General features: G+C 37.4%; 14 protein-coding genes and 1 pseudogene. All 15 read right to left on the bottom strand.

All coding sequences use genetic code 11. From position 1 onward, the window contains the following. Positions 1-31: 31 nt before the first annotated feature. The 15 genes and pseudogenes from A4245_RS04670 to mmgD all read right to left on the bottom strand — a co-directional run bounded on the left by A4245_RS04670 (position 32) and on the right by mmgD (position 17,307). Entirely contained in the window at positions 32-1,687 is a 1,656-nt protein-coding gene (locus A4245_RS04670; protein ID WP_067726141.1) for a long-chain-fatty-acid--CoA ligase, read from the bottom strand. Between the two features lie 31 nt (positions 1,688-1,718). Continuing rightward, complete coding sequence (locus A4245_RS04665) at positions 1,719-2,693, bottom strand: quinone oxidoreductase family protein (RefSeq protein WP_067726139.1); 975 nt, start codon at positions 2,691-2,693, stop codon at positions 1,719-1,721. Positions 2,694-2,732: 39 nt separating this feature from the next. Beyond that, complete coding sequence (locus A4245_RS04660) at positions 2,733-3,467, bottom strand: 2-phosphosulfolactate phosphatase (RefSeq protein ID WP_234402346.1); 735 nt, start codon at positions 3,465-3,467, stop codon at positions 2,733-2,735. A gap of 4 nt (positions 3,468-3,471) precedes the next feature. Then, entirely contained in the window at positions 3,472-4,539 is a 1,068-nt protein-coding gene (locus A4245_RS04655) for a phosphotransferase family protein (RefSeq protein ID WP_067726137.1), read from the bottom strand. Between the two features lie 125 nt (positions 4,540-4,664). Next, positions 4,665-5,228, bottom strand: a complete 564-nt coding sequence (locus tag A4245_RS04650; protein ID WP_067726135.1) for a TetR/AcrR family transcriptional regulator — start codon at positions 5,226-5,228, stop codon at positions 4,665-4,667. Between the two features lie 73 nt (positions 5,229-5,301). Then, entirely contained in the window at positions 5,302-6,081 is a 780-nt protein-coding gene (locus A4245_RS04645; protein WP_067726134.1) for an SDR family oxidoreductase, read from the bottom strand. Between the two features lie 19 nt (positions 6,082-6,100). Then, positions 6,101-7,308: pseudogene (locus A4245_RS04640) on the bottom strand (acyl-CoA dehydrogenase). Positions 7,309-7,486: 178 nt separating this feature from the next. Further along, the gene (locus A4245_RS04635; RefSeq protein WP_067726132.1) at positions 7,487-8,497 is read right to left on the bottom strand and encodes an NADP-dependent oxidoreductase; all 1,011 of its coding nucleotides are present in this window, start codon (positions 8,495-8,497) and stop codon (positions 7,487-7,489) included. Between the two features lie 437 nt (positions 8,498-8,934). Beyond that, positions 8,935-9,291 (bottom strand): aldehyde dehydrogenase family protein, encoded by a 357-nt coding sequence (locus A4245_RS04630; RefSeq protein WP_267886897.1) that lies wholly within the window; start codon positions 9,289-9,291, stop codon positions 8,935-8,937. A gap of 365 nt (positions 9,292-9,656) precedes the next feature. Next, the gene (locus A4245_RS04620; RefSeq protein ID WP_067726127.1) at positions 9,657-10,946 is read right to left on the bottom strand and encodes a GntP family permease; all 1,290 of its coding nucleotides are present in this window, start codon (positions 10,944-10,946) and stop codon (positions 9,657-9,659) included. 129 nt (positions 10,947-11,075) lie between these two features. Further along, positions 11,076-12,584 carry a CoA-acylating methylmalonate-semialdehyde dehydrogenase gene (locus tag A4245_RS04615; protein WP_067726126.1) on the bottom strand — a complete coding sequence of 503 codons (1,509 nt, stop codon included), beginning with the start codon at positions 12,582-12,584 and terminating at the stop codon, positions 11,076-11,078. An 86-nt stretch (positions 12,585-12,670) separates the two neighbouring features. Continuing rightward, positions 12,671-13,567, bottom strand: a complete 897-nt coding sequence (locus A4245_RS04610) for an NAD(P)-dependent oxidoreductase (protein WP_067726125.1) — start codon at positions 13,565-13,567, stop codon at positions 12,671-12,673. A 212-nt stretch (positions 13,568-13,779) separates the two neighbouring features. Further along, entirely contained in the window at positions 13,780-14,688 is a 909-nt protein-coding gene (prpB, locus tag A4245_RS04605; RefSeq protein WP_067726122.1) for a methylisocitrate lyase, read from the bottom strand. 15 nt (positions 14,689-14,703) lie between these two features. After that, positions 14,704-16,137, bottom strand: coding sequence for a bifunctional 2-methylcitrate dehydratase/aconitate hydratase (locus A4245_RS04600; RefSeq protein ID WP_067726120.1), 1,434 nt, complete (start codon positions 16,135-16,137; stop codon positions 14,704-14,706). A 63-nt stretch (positions 16,138-16,200) separates the two neighbouring features. Beyond that, complete coding sequence (gene mmgD, locus A4245_RS04595) at positions 16,201-17,307, bottom strand: citrate synthase (protein WP_407668352.1); 1,107 nt, start codon at positions 17,305-17,307, stop codon at positions 16,201-16,203. Between the last annotated feature and the right edge of the window lie 174 nt (positions 17,308-17,481).

The raw sequence follows: 17,481 nt of genomic DNA, 5'->3' as shown, positions 1-17,481 counted from the left end.
TAAAACATAGGATAAATAACTGACCTTACACTTACTGTCGATTTTTCTGTAGTGCTCTCCACAGGATTTTTCCACTACTCGTTGTTGGGAAGCTATCTCTAAACTCTACTATTCTTGGATATTTATAAGCAGCCATTTGATCCTTAGACCATTCAATAATGTCTTGAACTTTAACTTTGCCTTTATAATTATCATTTAAAATAATAAACGCCTTAACCGTTTCTCCACGTTTTTTGTCTGGTGCACTTACTACACACGCCTGTTGAACTGCTGGATGTTTGTATAAAATAGATTCAACTTCTGTAGGCCAAACTTTAAAACCAGATGCATTGATCATCCGCTTTAAACGATCGACAATGAAGAAATATCCTTCCTCATCCATTTTGACGATATCACCTGTTTTAAAGAACCTCTTTCCATCTAATTCAATATGTGCATTTTCATTGTCTTCTTCACGCCGGTAATACTCTTTAAAAACTTGAGGTCCATTGACAATAAGTTCACCTTCTTGATTTACCCCTAGTTCTTTTCCTGTTGCAGTATCAATTATTCTTGCATCCACATCAAAGGAAGGTATCCCGAGACATTGCAATTTTGCCCGGTCGGGGGGATTAAAATGTGTCTGAGATATTGTCTCTGATAAACCATAACCCTCGATAAAGTGAAGTCCTATTCGTTCATACAAGTCTTCACCTACAGCCGCTGGAAGTGGTGCCCCTCCACCACCTATTGCTTCAAGGGATGAAATATCGTAGTTTTCAAGATTCGGATTGGATAAAAAGTCAATTAACATCGTACTGATATTGATCCAATGAGTACATCTAAATTCCTCTATCGCATTTGCTGCATACTCACGGTCCCAACGAGTCATGATGACCAGTGTGCTTCCTGCATAAATCGGGGATAGTGTACTGTGTACTAATCCAGTTACATGGAATAGTGGCAAAGTTGTTAAAGTAACTGTATTCGCTGTCAAATTCATCCAATGGTAAGTTCCTACGGTATTTGCTTGAACAGTACTATTGGTATGTACACATCCTTTAGGTAGGCCAGTAGTTCCTGATGTATAAGGAATTACGGCCATATCATCACTCTTTCCTTTGTATGCAGAAGCTAGATGTGCCCTATTCAATGCAACCTCCCATGGAATTCCTTCCGAAAATCTCTTAACAGGTTCAGAAACTACTGATGGCATGTCAAGCAGTGAATTTCTTTCATTAATATATTCGGAATAAGACGCCACTATAATATTTTTTAATAGATCCTCTTTCTTTAGTGGAATGACTTTTTCAAATAATTCCTGGCCTACTATTGCTTGATTAATACCACAGTCTTTTACATAAAACTCCAAGTCTTTCGCCACGCTCATCGGATTGATTGGTACAACAACCGCTCTTAGCCGTAAAATAGCAAAAAAACTAATAATAAACTGAGGAGAATTCTGCATGAACAGTAAAATCTTGTCTTTTTCCTTAATATCCAATTCTTTTTCTAAATAACCAGCAAGATGTTCCACCTCATTAAAGAACTCCTTGTAGGAATAGGATGCTCCATAATAGTGGAAAGCTATTTTATCTGGATATTTCCTAACTGACATTTCCAGATTTTCATATAATGTAGTTTCTGGAACAGTTAAATTTTTAGGTAATCTCGACGGCCAATATTCGAAATGATTTGTATTTTTCATGGTCTCCTCTCCTTTATATAAATTTATTATTCTATGGAGTTAAGATAAGTTTCCCTGTCGTTTTCCTGCCCTGCAAAATTTGATGAACATGAGCCGCTTCCTCTAAAGGAAAAGTTCCTCCTATTGTTGTCTTAATTTCACCTTGTTCCGCAAATTTCAGTAATTTTTTCAAACTCGTTTGATATAATACTGAGTCTTTCATAATTTGAGGAAGAAAAAATCCAATAACGGATTGGTTTCTTTTCATCAGTTTCGAGGGATAAAATTTCGGCATAACTCCGCTGGCAACTCCATAAATGACGAGTCGACCAAAAGGAGCTAGACAGTTTATCGTCTTGTGAAAGACATCTCCACCTGCCATCTCGAGCGCTACATTTACACCAGTCCCTTGTGTAATTTCTCGTATTTTATTCTCCCAACCTTCTTCTGTATAATTAACCAAATCGTCCGCTCCCATTTCTTTCGCTAATTGCAACTTCTCTGTTGTACTCGCTGTTGCGATAACCTTTCCAGCTCCAAACAACTTGGCAAGCTGGACAGCTAATAAACCAACACCACCAGCTGCCGCATGTACAAGCACTGTTTCCCCTTTGTTCAGTCTCCCCATTGTTTTAAGAATGTGGTAAGCGCTTAAACCTTGTAGTGGAAGAGCCACGGCATGTTCAAATGTAACTCCATCTGGAACGGGAATAATCTGATTAGCTTTTATCACAGCAGAATCTGCATAACCGCCAGATTCAATAAGTGCCATCACTCTATCACCTTTTTTGAAGCCCCTTACCTTATTGCCTATATCCACAATTTCGCCAGCAATCTCTGACCCAGGAATATAAGGTAAAGGAGTAGGTACAACATAAACGCCTTCCCGTCTCGCTGTATCGGCATAATTTACACCAATCGCCTTTATGCTGATTAATACCTCATTTTCTGCAATACTCGGTATTTCAGGATTTATCATTTCCAATACTTCTGGACCGCCATATTCTTTAAATTGTACTGCTCTCATGACATATTCTCCTCCTTAAATCGACCAATAATCATGTTCTTAATTTCCTGCTGCAATAGATTTCCCATCGATAAATTGGGGTATCATTGTCATAATCCCCTGTTGGCTTACAAAACGAATATCTTCCTGTAATTCATAAGCATTTAACATTTTTCCAACCCTTGTATGGTCAAGTATCTGGTAGGCACTATTAGAAAAGCTTTCATAGAATAACATAGAAGCTTGCGCACTATCTGTTAACTCTACGTTTCCCCCGTTCACCAATTCAGTAAATTTCTTTATGAAATACCCTGCACCATAAAAATCTTCCATACAAAATTGATTGGATGATCCGGAACAAACAACAATTATCGTCTCGTTAGAAATAGTTTTGGCAATATGTTCACTAACTGCCTCGCCATTTAATAATGAAGCAGCATAGACCTTCTTCGCCGATGATGATTTACGAATAGCTACCGTCCCATTGGTTGTAGAAAGGATTACTGTTTTCCCTCCCACATGATCTTTAAGAAAAGATGGTGCTGGATTATGGAAACCACCAATCGTGAGACCATTATATTCACCTACTAATGCAATTTCCTCAGGGAGATATTTTTTTGCCTCTAACAATGCCTCTTTTTCATCCATAACTGGAATAACACATTTTGCTCCAAAATTGAGACAAGCGGTAATGGTTGATGTTGCTAGCAGGACATCAAAGACAACGGCAATCTTATTTTGGTCCATCTGTATGGAATCAATTTCTTCTTTCTTCAGTAAAAGATGAATTTTCAATGTGTCACACACCTTTGCTATAATTCAATGCATGATGAATCAAACTCTCAACATACGAATTCAAATTTGCAAATCGCTGGTCTTGTGTCTGTCCTCTCTTAAACCTGTAATAAATCTGTTGGCAAATAACAGCAAGCTTGAAATACGCAAAGGTTAGATAGAAATGGATGTTAGACAAATCTCTCCCACTCTTCTTTGCATATTCCTGCATAAATTCCTCTCTAGTAAAAAATCCATCTCGAATAGTTACTGGTGCTTTTCCAAATCCATTCTTTAATGGTTCTGGGTCACTGGCTTCAAGCCAATATCCTAAAGCTGCTCCAAGATCTGCAAGAGGGTCTCCTACCGTTGTCATCTCCCAATCAAAGAGGCCTACCATTTCACCGCAGTCCTCCGCGAACATGGCATTGTTGAACTTATAATCATAATGAATAATTGCTGGTTCCTCAGAGGTTGAGGCATTTTCTTCAAGCCACTTTGTTAACTCATCGACCCCTGTAATTTCATCTGTTTTGGAAAGGTAATACCGTTTTGTCCATCCCGCCACTTGGCGTTCCATAAATCCTTTAGGCTTAGAAATATTCAATAGGTCTGTTTTGGAGTAGTCTATTTGATGTAATTCGACTAATTTATCCACCATAATTTGGGAAAGTTTACGTCCTATTTCTGGTGTATAAGTGACTGATGGTGGGAAGTCTGTATCAATGATAATTCCTTTTCTTCGTTCCATAATAAAAAAGCTACTGCCAACGACTGATTTATTATCTAGAAAAATATATGGTTCTGGTGCTGTAGAATATAAAGGATGAATATTTTTCAAAACTCTAAATTCCCTTTCCATATCGTGGGCTTTTGGAGCAACTGGACCAAGGGGAGGACGGCGCAATACCGCCTCCCAAGTCCCAATTTTCAGTAAATAGGTTAAATTGGAATGTCCTGCACCAAATTGCTTAATTTCTAAATTACCACGTGGAATTTGAGGAAGGTTTTCACGAATAAATTTCGATAGGGTGTCCTTATTTAACTCTTCACCTTTTCTAACATGAATTGTGTCATTAAAAGAAGACTTCATTAAATTTCTCCTCTCGTGGTAACAAATACTTTTAATAACATATAAAAACCTAATACTAACCGGTAGGTATTTTATGTTTATTCAGAAACTTTATACCAGACTATTACCTATGTATAGATAATAATCTAGTTTTCTATTCCATTTAAAATCATATTTGTATAAATTTTTGCCAATTCACTCGGCGATACAACACCTTCTGGGTTATACCAATTATAACTCCAGTTAGTTATACCTACTACACCATATGCAAGCATATCCGGATGATTAGTTTTTTTAAATTCTCCTTGATTAATTCCTTCTTGAATCACTGTTCTAACATTTATAAAAAACTGTTTTCTGATCATTTTGATTTTCTCAACATTTTCATCAGTTAAATGTCTCATTTCCCTAAAGAAGACTCTTGCATGAGGACCTTGTTCAGCAACATCCATAATTAGTAATTGGATAATTGCCGTAAGTTTTTCCTTTTGTGATAAATGCCTCTTTTCCACAATACTGTTCTGTCTTTTTAGCAGAGTTGTAATATAATCGTTATGAATATCCATTAATAATTGTTCTTTACTGGGATAATAATAGTAAAAGGTCCCTTTTGTTACTCCAATTGCATCTACAATATCTTGGATAGACGTTGCGCTGAATCCCTTTCTCTCAAAAAGCTTGATACTCTCTCCTATTATTTTATCTTTCATACTATCTTTCCTCGCTGCGTAGATTTTTGTACATATTTAATGTAACACAACGTCTATCATAAATCATAATCCATTATGCATAGGCACTCGATCCACCATCAACCCTTAAAACGTCTCCCGTTACAAAGTCCGATGCCTTTGATGCCAGAAAGAGTGCAGCACCTTTCATGTCTTCATCACTTCCGAAACGATTTAATGGTGTTCTAGCCAAAATCTTATCCCCACCTTTTTCCAATAAACCTTTCGACATCTTCGTGGGAAAAAATCCTGGGGCAATTGCATTTACATTGATATTGTGAGGTCCCCATTTTACTGATAAATCTTTTGTAAATGTCATCACAGCCCCTTTACTAGTATTATATCCAATCGTATCCATTACACTAGGATCTGTTCCACCAAACCCTGCAACGGAAGCTATATTAATGATCTTTCCACTCTTTTGATTAATCATCACTTTTCCAGCCTCTAAGCTCATTAAGTATGTTCCGGTTATATTTACATTCATTACCTTTTCCCAGGCTTCAAATGGCATTTCAGTTACCGGTGCTCCCCATGTTGCACCACTATTATTTACTAAAATATCTACCGTACCAAAATGTTCGACCGTCTTATTAACTACCTTCTTTACATCTTCACCGTTGGAAACATCGCAACTGAATGCTAGTGCCCCCACACCATACTTATTTTTAAGCTCTTCACTTTTTTCTTTACAAGCATCAACTTTTCTTGAGCATAATACCACATTTGCACCTGCTTCTGCGTAGGCTTCTGCAATCTGTGCACCAAGCCCACGTCCTCCACCAGTAATAATTGCAGTTTTACCTTTTAAATCAAATAAATCCATTACACTCATAACTATTCCTCCATTACTTTTATTTGTATTTTCTTAACTCTAATTTTGCAATTTGACGGCGATGCACCTCGTCCGGACCGTCTGCAAGTCGAAGTGTTCTAGCGTTCGCCCAATGATATGCTAAAGTAAAATCATCACTCACTCCTGCACCACCATGAGCCTGTATAGCACGATCCAGCACTTTTAATGCCATATTTGGTGCAACAACTTTAATCATTGCAATTTCCGCTTTTGCGATTTTATTTCCAACCGTATCCATCATGTAGGCTGCTTTAAGAGTTAACAAGCGTGCCTGTTCAATCTCAATTCGAGAATCTGCAATCCATTCTTGAATAACTCCTTGTTCTGACAATTTTTTACCAAATGTCTCCTTCTCCTGTATGCGATTACATAAATCTTCCAGTGCTCGTTCAGCAAGCCCAATTAAACGCATACAATGGTGAATTCTTCCTGGTCCAAGTCTTCCTTGAGCAATGGCAAAGCCCTTTCCTTCCTCCCATAACATATTTTCAGCAGGTACTCTTACATTGTCATAATGAATTTCGGCATGACCATGTGGAGCATCATCATATCCAAAAACCGGAAGCATTCTTTCTATTTTAACTCCAGGAGTGTCTAATGGAACTAGAATCATGGATTGTTGTTCGTGTTTCGATGCTGACGTATCTGTTTTCCCCATAACTATTGCAATTTTACATCTTGGATCCCCAGCACCAGAAGACCACCATTTTCTTCCATTAATTACATACTCATCCCCATCTCTTACAATACTTGTAGAGATATTCGTTGCATCACTGGAAGCAACGTCAGGTTCTGTCATAGAAAAACATGATCTAATTTCACCAGCTAATAGCGGTTCAAGCCATTCTTTTTTTGATTTTCTGAACCATAGCGTGCAATCACTTCCATGTTCCCTGTATCCGGGGCACTACAGTTAAATGCTTCAGGCCCTATTACAGATCTTCCCATGATTTCACATAGGGGTGCATATTCTAAATTAGTTAATCCTGCTCCATACTCACTTTCAGGTAAAAATAGGTTCCATAATCCATCCGCTTGCGCCCTCTTTTTTAATTCGTTCATGATTGGAGGGGTATTAGACCATCTGGTTTCTTGCTGATTTAATTGTTCCTGATAAACCTTTTCATTTGGGTAAACATGCTCTTCCATAAATGCGCTAACTTTTTTTTGTAAATCTAGTACTTTCTCAGAATGTGAAAAATTCATTTTTCTTCTCCCCTAACATTATTTTTACATACCTACTGTATAGTATGTTCTGAATATTGCTTATATTATAGCAAAGGCGAATCAAAAAGTAAAGCGCTTTCACGTTTGTTTTTGTATATGAAATACGATGAAATGAATAGCTGGTATTTCATGATATCCTAGCAATCTTTAAACTATCTTATGATTCAGTCAAGACCCTAACTAACTGTTTTCCAATATTTTCCCCCATAAATAATCCCATAAAAGCACGAGGAGTGTTTTCTAATCCTTCTACTATATTTTCCCTGTATTTTAATTTACCTTCTTGCACCCATTTCCCTAACTGATTATACCCTTCCTGAAATCGATCAGCATAGTCCCCAACTATAAATGCCTTCATTAACGCACTACTGTTAAGCATAAACCTTTGAACTCGTGGGCCGTACTGTGGTTGTTCTTTATTATATTCAGATATCTGGCCACAAACGATAATTCTAGCTTGAAAATTAATTAGATGCATTACCGCGTCCGATACTTCTCCTCCAACATTATCAAAATAAACATCGATTCCATCCGGACACTTCTTCCTTAAAGTTTGTAGCATATTTTCTTCTTTATAATTAATTGTCACATCAAAACCCAGTTCCTTCTCCAGATAATCCCTTTTTTCTTGTGAACCAGCTATTCCAACTACTCGACATCCTTTTAGTTTCGCAATCTGACCTACTACTGTTCCAACAGCGCCAGCTGCTCCAGATACGACAATCGTTTCTCCTTCTTTGGGTTTTCCAATATCCAGTAATCCGAAGTAAGCAGTCAACCCTGGCATACCAACTACTCCCAATGCTGTTGTAATTGGAGCAATAGTAGGATTAACTTTCCGAATACCATTACCGTCTGATACCGAGTAATCAGCCCAGTCCAGCCTTCCTTCAATAATATCTCCAGGGCTAAACCAATCATTTTTAGACTCGATTATCTCCCCAACAACACCACCAGTAAGGACTTCATTCAATTCATATGGATTCGTATATGTTTTAATTCCACGCATTCTACCTCGCATGTAAGGATCGACAGATAAATAAATAGTTTGAATAAGCACTTCACCATCGTTTATTTCAGGAATCTGACTGCTAATGAGTTTAAAGTTTTCTTGACTCGGCATTCCTTTCGGTCTATTAATTAATAGAATTTGTCTATTCGTATTCATATCTTTCCTCCTTAGTAAGTCTCTTTAGAGATATATTACAGTTCTTCCATTTTAGAACCTTATTAATATTTTTGAAGAATCTCCTTATATCAATCTATTAAATCCTTTGTAAATTTTTTTAAAGTGATTACCTCAATGTTTGTGTCCATAAACTCCCTTAAGGATACAATACATTGATAAATTTGGTTCTGTTATCCAAAAATGTGGATGTATTAGCATGAAGTTTCATTAAAGGCGAATAATGTTCAGGAATAACTATTCGGACTTGGACGTAAAAGTGGCGTGAATTATAATAAGTGCAGAAAGACTTTACCTGCACCTATACATAAAAATCAACGGTAAAATACTACAAAAAGGTGGCACAGCAATCATTAAAAAGATTGTAATGTACCACTACTTAATATATTTATCAATATTTTATCGCTACATTCTTAAACTTAAGTATAATATTTCAATACTTCCAGACCCTTTTCGCGTCCTATACCACTTTTCTTTTGCATTGCATAATCAACATATGATTCTACTATTTCCAATTGTCTTTGATCTGGATTGCTTTCACCTGGTCTTCTTGTCATTGCTTTCATATAGTTTCTTACTTTTGCTACAAAGGATTCATGTACGGACACAAGTAAACGGGATCCCGCAGAACATACTTGGCCAGTATTCAAGGTAATTGCTTTTGCAACAACTTTTGCTGCTTCATCGAGATCTGCATCTGCAAAAACAACTTGTGGTGATTTACCTCCCAATTCCAGTGTAATTGGAATAATATTTTCTGCAGCTGCTCTCTTGATCGTCAGAAGCTAGTAAGTAAAATTATTGTAGAACAATACTGACGAAAATAGACAGGGTCAAAGCTACTAATTAATGTTATTTAGTAGATCAAAAGCGAGCCCGGTTAATACTTTTTCTCTTATCAACACCAACATCAGGAAACAAAAGCATCCTGCACTTATACATACAAGTCTGGAACTAGACACTCCCTTCTTTGAAGGATATCCGATTCTATCAGCTAGCATGGGTTTATTGTCGCCTGCTCCAGGTTTTGGCTTCAAGTCTTCGCATTAATCTCCTATGAGCATAGTACTAGCTGTTTTTCGCCACTTCAACATATTGTAACTTCCCCCATTAGTTCGATCTGTTTCCAGGTTCCTAAAAGTTAGTAAACCCCTACACTAGCAAGTAAAATAGCTGGAATTAACGATAATATCGGGAACACAATTGCAACTACCGCAATATCTCTGTATGATTCTTTATGTGTTAAACCTGTTACAATAAGGATTGTAATAACTGCACCATTGTGTGGCAATGCATCTAGGCCACCAGATGAAATGGATGCAATACGGTGAAAAGCTTCTGGAGCTATCCCTGAAGATAGAGCTATTTCATTGTATTTTTCACCTAATGCTTCCATTGTAATACCTAAACCTCCAGATGCAGAACCGGTTGCACCTGACAATACATTTGATGCAATTGCCATAGAGATTAAAGGATTTGCATCAATTCCTAGAATATAATCACTTAATTTTTGAAATCCTGGAACAACACGTACAACTGTTCCAAATCCAACTGCAGCAGATGTATTAATCATTGCCATTACCGAATCTGAAGCCCCTTGGTTTAAAGCTGGAATAAAACCTTTCAGTTTATTGATAGATAATAAAATGATTAGTAAAACAGCTACTATTAAACAAACAACTATATCCCATTTAAGTACGTTAAGTGTAAAGATTACTGAAACAAGAGGTAGTAGAGATATAATAATATGTGGAGGATTTTCAATTAATTTGCCTTTCGATTCGGCATCCTTTTTTAACTCTTTGAAACCTTCACCAGCTGCTTTTAATTTTTTTTCTCTTCTTTTAAGATAATAAAAAGCTCCTCCACCCATAACTAACGAAGCAGCAAGCCCCATAATTGGCGCTGCGGTTGCCGTAGTATTAAAATACACGGTTGGAATTAAATTTTGGATTTGCGGCGTTCCAGGAAGCGCTGTCATTGAAAAGGTCATCATGCCCGCTACAATTGTTCCCGGCATAAGTCTTCTGGGAATATCGGCTTGTCTAAACATACTTACTGCAAGTGGGTAAACTGCAAATACAACCACAAATACACTAATACCGCCATATGCCAATGTCGCAGAGGCCATAATCACACCTATTATTGCCTGCTTTTCACCAAATAGTTTAATAATACCTTGAGCGACGGATTGAGCCATTCCACTGTATTCCATTAATTTACCAAATATTGCACCTAACATAAATACAGGGAACCAACTTTTCGTGAAATCTACAAATCCTTGCATATATGTGTTTGTATATGCATCAAGTAAGTCGAGTCCTCCGAAAATTGCCACGACCCCAGCACAAATCGGAGCTATCCATATAATTGACCAACCACGATAAGCTAGGACTATTAACAAAATTAGTCCTAATAATATTCCTAACATTAAATCCCCCCTTAAATCAACAATTATATTTACCTTTATGTAACCCCTTACATTATTAAAATATAAAATAAATTTTTATACTCACAATCAATATTTATAAAACAAGGGCCAACTGAATGGCCCCTTATTTTAGCTACTAGGAAAGGCAAAGTTTGTTTCGTCAGAGTCTGTTTCGTCAAACCATCTCTCAGATACTGTTTTGGTTTTTGTGAAGAATCTTGCAGTGTCCGGTCCAAACATTTGACCCTCACCAAATCTAGAATCCTTCCACCCTCCGAAATTGTGGTATCCTACTGGGATTGGGATAGGAACATTTACACCAACCATTCCCACTTCAATTTCTTGTGTAAATTTCCGAGCATCACGTCCACTGTTAGTAAATACAGTCACTCCATTACCATATTGATGATCATTAATTAATTGTATCGCCTCTTCAATTGAGTCTACTGAAACGATTACACGTGCGGGACCAAATACCTCCTCTTTGTATACATTCATATCAGGAGTAACATTATCTAACAACGTTGCACCAAGATAGAAACCTTCTTTATTTTCAACATCGGGATTTCTACCGTCAACAACAATGTTAGCTCCTTCATTAATTGCTTCGTCAATTGCTTCTAGAATAGTTTGCTTCGCTTCTGCACTAATTACTGCACCAAAATCTGCGCTTACGTCATCATAGGACCCAGGTTTTAAGTTTTCCACTTTTACTTTTAGTTTTTCCGTAAATAATTCTTTTGTTTTTTGACCTACAGTCATCGCTACTGAAATTGCCATACATCGCTGAGAAGCGGATCCATAAGCAGCACCTAAAAAGGAATCAACCGCTTTATCTAAATCTGCATCTGGCATGATAACCATGTGATTCTTTCCACCACCAAAGGCATTTACTCTCTTATGATGCTTGGTTCCTGTTTCATAAATGATTTCAGCCACTTTTGTGGAGCCTACAAAGCTGATTGCCTGTACATCCTTGTGTGTAATAATAGAATTTACAGTATCTTTATCACCATTTAAAACATTCCAAACTCCATTAGGTAATCCAGCCTCTTCCCACAGGTCAGATATTAAAAGAGCAGAATATGGAACCTTTTCAGATGGTTTTAAGATCATTGCATTTCCAACAGCAACTGCCATTGTACTCATAGCAAGTGGAACCATAACAGGAAAATTAAAAGGTGAGATACAAGTGACAACACCTAAAGGTTGCTTCATAGAGTATGCATTAATTTCCCCACCTACGTTAACAGAATGTTCTCCTTTTAGGATTTGTGGTGCTCCTATAGCCAAATCAACGGATTCAATTCCTCTACTTACTTCACCTGCGGCATCTGACACAGTTTTCCCATTTTCTTTACCAATCAATCTGGCTAATTTGTCTGTATTATCTACTAATAACTGACGAAATTTAAAAAGAACCTCTACTCTTTTTCCAACTGAAGTATTAGCCCATTTTTTTCCCGCTTCTTTCGCAAGTTTTACGGTCTCGTCCACTTCTTCAACCGATGCATAAGGGACGGTGGCTATTTTTTGACCTGTTGACGGACTATATACATAACCAAACTTATCATTCTTCCCTCTAACCTTTTCACCATTAATATAATGTGATACGGCTTCTAACGTCACTGTTTCCATTAATTACACTCCCTATTTTTGGAATAGCTTATATTTAATGTATAATCTGTTAATTAATTGCCCAAAAGTAGACCTTTTGTAAATAACTATTTAGCAGCTTCTACTGTTTTATTTGTGAGCATGAGATATGCTGATGACATATCCTTCTCAGCATAACCTTCAATATTTGATTCGAAATAATCAACTAACATTTTCCCTAAAGGTAACTCTCTATTCAGAGATTCCGATACATGATTTGCTAACTTCAAATCTTTCAGTAAAAGAGCTGTTGTAAATGATCCCTTAATATACTCATTTTTTTCAATAAAGCTTTTATAGTTTCGTGTAAATACTCCACTCTGGCCAGAGCTTACATTTACAATTTCGTAAACTTTTTCATGACTTAATCCCGCGGCATCTGCAAGCGATAAAGCTTCAGCTACTGCTTGGGTATGAATACCAGCCATTAAGTTATTGATCAATTTAACAATAGTCCCTAGTCCATGGTCTTCCCCAACATGGAAAATATTTTTCCCAATTGTATTTAAATAAGGTATCGCGAATTCAAAGGTATCCTGAGCTCCACCAACCATCACACTTAATGTTGCTGCCTCAGCTCCTGTCACACTTCCACTTACTGGAGCAGCCAAATATTGAATACCATTCTCTTCGGCAGTTTGGGCAATCTTTTTATTTACTTCAGGAGATACTGTACTTAAATCAATTAATGTTAACGGTGCCTCGCCATTCGGTATAAGTCCATCTGGATTCAAATAAACACTTTCTACAATCTGTGGAGTAGGCAAGCTAGTAAGCATAATATCTACTTCACTTGAAAGAGTTGCTGGAGTAAAACCAACTCTGCCACCGATTTCAACAAAACGTTTTTCATTCTCCTTATTAACGTCCACCCCATAAACGGTATATCCAGCTTTCAACAAATTTGATGCCATTGGAAATCCCATGTTACCTAAACCTATAAACCCCACTTTTTTTACATCCATAAAATCCCTCCTTTGGATTATAAGGCAAATCAGAAAACGCTGTCATTTCAAACTAAACTGTTTTACGAAATTATACTCATAATAGTTTTAATTTTTGTTAATCCTCTCTATTCAAAAGTAAGTAAAAAAGAATTAAATACTAATTTTTGAGAAAAGGTATATTGCTTTAAAACTAGAATTTAGTAAAGATAAAATTGCATTATTTTTATTTCCTATTCATCTCCCACCAACACCGTCTTCGCAATACTCTCATCCAACTCCTCAAACGCATCATAACTAATCGTCTCATAAAGCTCTTTTCGCGTCTGCATATCAGAAACGCCCTCTTCTTGAGATCCCTGCTCTTTAATCAAATTAAAAATACGTTCATAAGCTTTCGCAGCTACTCTAAGCGAAGTCACGGGATAAATCACCATACTAAATCCCATATCTTGAAATGCCCCTGCCGATATAAACGGTGTCTTACCAAACTCAGTCATGTTTGCAAGCAGCGGTACTTCTACCTTATCTGCAAACCAGCGAAACTCTTCTTCATTCTGTAATGCTTCTGGGAAAATAGCGTCGGCACCAGCATCAATATATGCTTGCACTCTCTCTAAAGCTGCTTCTATCCCTTCAACTGCCCTAGCATCAGTTCTTGCTACAACAATTAAGGATGGAGCTACCTCTTTTATAGCTTTAATTTTTTGTGCCATCTCTTCTGTTGTAACAAGCTGTTTCCCATTCAGATGTCCGCATTTTTTAGGTAATTGTTGATCTTCTATCTGTACTGCTGCTACATTGGCTTCCACCATTTCAAGTGCAGTTCGTGCAGCATTAAGTACCCCGCCGAATCCCGTGTCAATATCAACAAGTACCGGTAAATTAGTAGCCCGAACGAGATCCCGAGCTCGTTCGGTAACTTCTGTTGAGGTTACAATGCCAAGATCTGGTAATCCGCGACTAGCGGTGTATGCTGCGCCAGATAAATAAAGGGCTGAGAATCCAGCATCTTTTGCAACCAGTGCGGCCATCGCATCATGTGCACCGGGGATTTGTAAAATAGTTTCTAACTGTATAAGTTCCTTAAATTGATTTGCTAATTCTATTTGCGTTGACTGTTGATTTACAATCCATGCCATACTAGATGAGCCTCCTTAAATAAATAACTCAACAAATTCATTTACATTCATTTTGATGAGCTTTTGATAATCATTGCTTATTTCTTCGGTTTTCTTTCGCTGCTTTTCTGTATAGTGTGTAGCGAGGTTGGCCGTAAATTTTTCTAAAATTTTCGGTCCTGCTTCCTCTCTGCGGAACCGATGCCCCAATGGATATTCGCATTCAACATTTTCCGTTGCAAATCCATCCTTAAATTGAACCTGAACTGCATTTGCGATTGAGCGCTTGCTCGGATCTAGATAATCTTTCGTATACTGTTTGTTTTCCACAACAACCATTTTATCTCTCAATAAATCAATTCTAGGATCTGCAGCCACTGTATCTTCATAGTCTTCAGCTGTAATATCGCCTTTTAAAAGTCCCACTGCTGTAATATATTGAAGACAATGGTCACGATCAGCTGGATTGTTTAAAGGTCCTTTCTTATCAATGATTCTGATAGCTGATTCATGGGTGGTAATGGTTATTTTTTCAATTTCATCTATCCGATCTACCACATCTGGATGCAATTGTACTGCTGCCTCTGCAGCAGTTTGCGCATGGAATTCTGCTGGGTAGGAAACTTTAAATAATACATTCTCCATCACATAACTATCTAACGGTTGGCTAAGCTTTAAGCTTTGTTTGTTAAATAACACGTCCTGGAATCCCCAGCCCTGTGCAGTCAGTGCGGTAGGATAACCCATTTCTCCTTTTACAGCCATCATCGCTAAACGAACCGCTCTACTTGTAGCATCCCCAGCAGCCCAAGATTTGCGGGACCCTGTATTAGGTGCGTGTCGGTACGTTCGTAAGCTGGAATTGTCTATCCAGGCATTCGATAATGCATTGTTAATTTCCTCTTTTTCACCACCCAACATCTTTGTTACGACTGCTGTTGTTGCAATTTTTACATATAGCACATGGTCTAACCCTACACGGTTTAAACTGTTCTCTAATGCTAAAACCCCTTGAATCTCATGTGCTTTAATCATCATTTCCAGCACATCATAAATTTTAAGTGGCTCTTGACCTTTGGAAATACGTTGCTGGCTGACATAATCAGCTACTGCCAATATTCCTCCTAAGTTATCGGATGGATGCCCCCACTCTGCAGCAAGCCATGTATCGTTATAATCAAGCCAACGAATCATCGCCCCAATATTGAATGCCCCCTGTACTGGATCAAGCACATAAGAAGTTCCTGGAACACGGCTTCCATTAGGAACAACCGTACCAGGTACAACTGGTCCTAGTAATTTTGTACATTCAGGGTAACTGAGCGCCAGAATTCCACACCCAAGGGTATCGATTAATACATACTGCGCAGTTTTGAAAGCTTCCTCACTTGTTATTTCTTTATTTAATACATAGTCAGTAATTTCTTCTATGAGGGCATCTGTTTTCTGCCGTTCATCCACTTTCAACATGCTTATCTCCCTTTCTCTTTATGTTTCGTTTTTGTATTCATTAAAAATTACAGAATACCTTCCTTACACATAGCGTTCACCAGTATAATTTACTCGAGGGCGAAATAACCGATTGTTTTCATGCTGTTCCATAACATGGGCACATAGTCCAACTGTTCTCGCACTGAAGAAAATTGGCGTATATAATGGAATTGGTATACCTAGCATCCAATAAACAGGTGCTGCGTAATAATCTAGATTTGGATATAGTCCTTTTTCCTGCTCCATTATCTTTTCACCAGCCTCACACATTTCCAACAGCAGATAATCGCCCTTTTTATCACATAATTGCTTTAAGGATTCTTTCATGATAAGTGCTCTTGGATCCATCTTTTTCATGTATACACGATGACCGAATCCCATAATTTTCTCTTTATTCAGTAATTTTTCTCTCAGTAAATCTTCAAATTCTGTAACTGAACTAGCTTCATTCAACATATACATAACCGCTTCGTTCGCTCCACCATGCAAACTTCCTTTCAAAGAGGCAACTGCACCGGTCAGAGCACCGTAAATATCAGATTGGGTCGATGCAATAACTCTTGCAGTGAAGGTTGAATTAGGCATTTCATGTTCGCTGTATAAAAGAAGAGAGCGATCAAAGATATTTGCCTCTAGTTCGGTTGGTTTCTCACCTGTGATCATATATAAGAAGTTAGCGCTATAGGAAAGGTCCTTCTGCGGATATACAGGTTTTTGTTCATTAATAATTCGGTAGCTATTTACAGTAATGGTTGGGAGTTTCCCTAAAAGTTGGTATGCTCTTTCCTTATTTAGTGAACGATTGTCTATATTCTCATCGTAACCAGAAAGTACGGATATTCCAGTTCTCAATCCATCCATCGGGTGAGTCTGTTTTGGTAATAGTTGAAGGACATCAAATAGCCTTGAGGGCACATCATAATTTGAACTTAACTTTTCTTCCAAACCCACTTTGTCAGTTGCTGAAGGCAAGGTCCCTTCCAATAATAGATTGACAATGTCGACGTATTCCTTGTCCTTCGATAGTTCAATCAGTTCATACCCTTTAATAATGATTTTCTCTTGCTCCACATCAAGAAAAGAAATTGCTGTTTCTGATGCGATAACCCCTTCTAAACCTGGAAAATACTTGTCTACTGTCTTCATCAAAATCCTCCTTATTTAATCTTTATGAGGTATCTTATGATGCAAAATCTTCAACTAAAAGCATTTTTGAAAACGTTATCATATCAACTGATTCTATTATAATATTGATTTGAAGATTAGGAAAATATATAATATTTATAATCAGCCATAGAGTATATCAATACCTATTTGCTTAAT

The organism is Oceanobacillus damuensis (assembly GCF_001618145.1).
GTDB classification, from domain to species: Bacteria; Bacillota; Bacilli; order Bacillales; family Amphibacillaceae; genus Oceanobacillus; species Oceanobacillus damuensis.
This window is presented reverse-complemented; position numbering and strand designations above follow the sequence as displayed.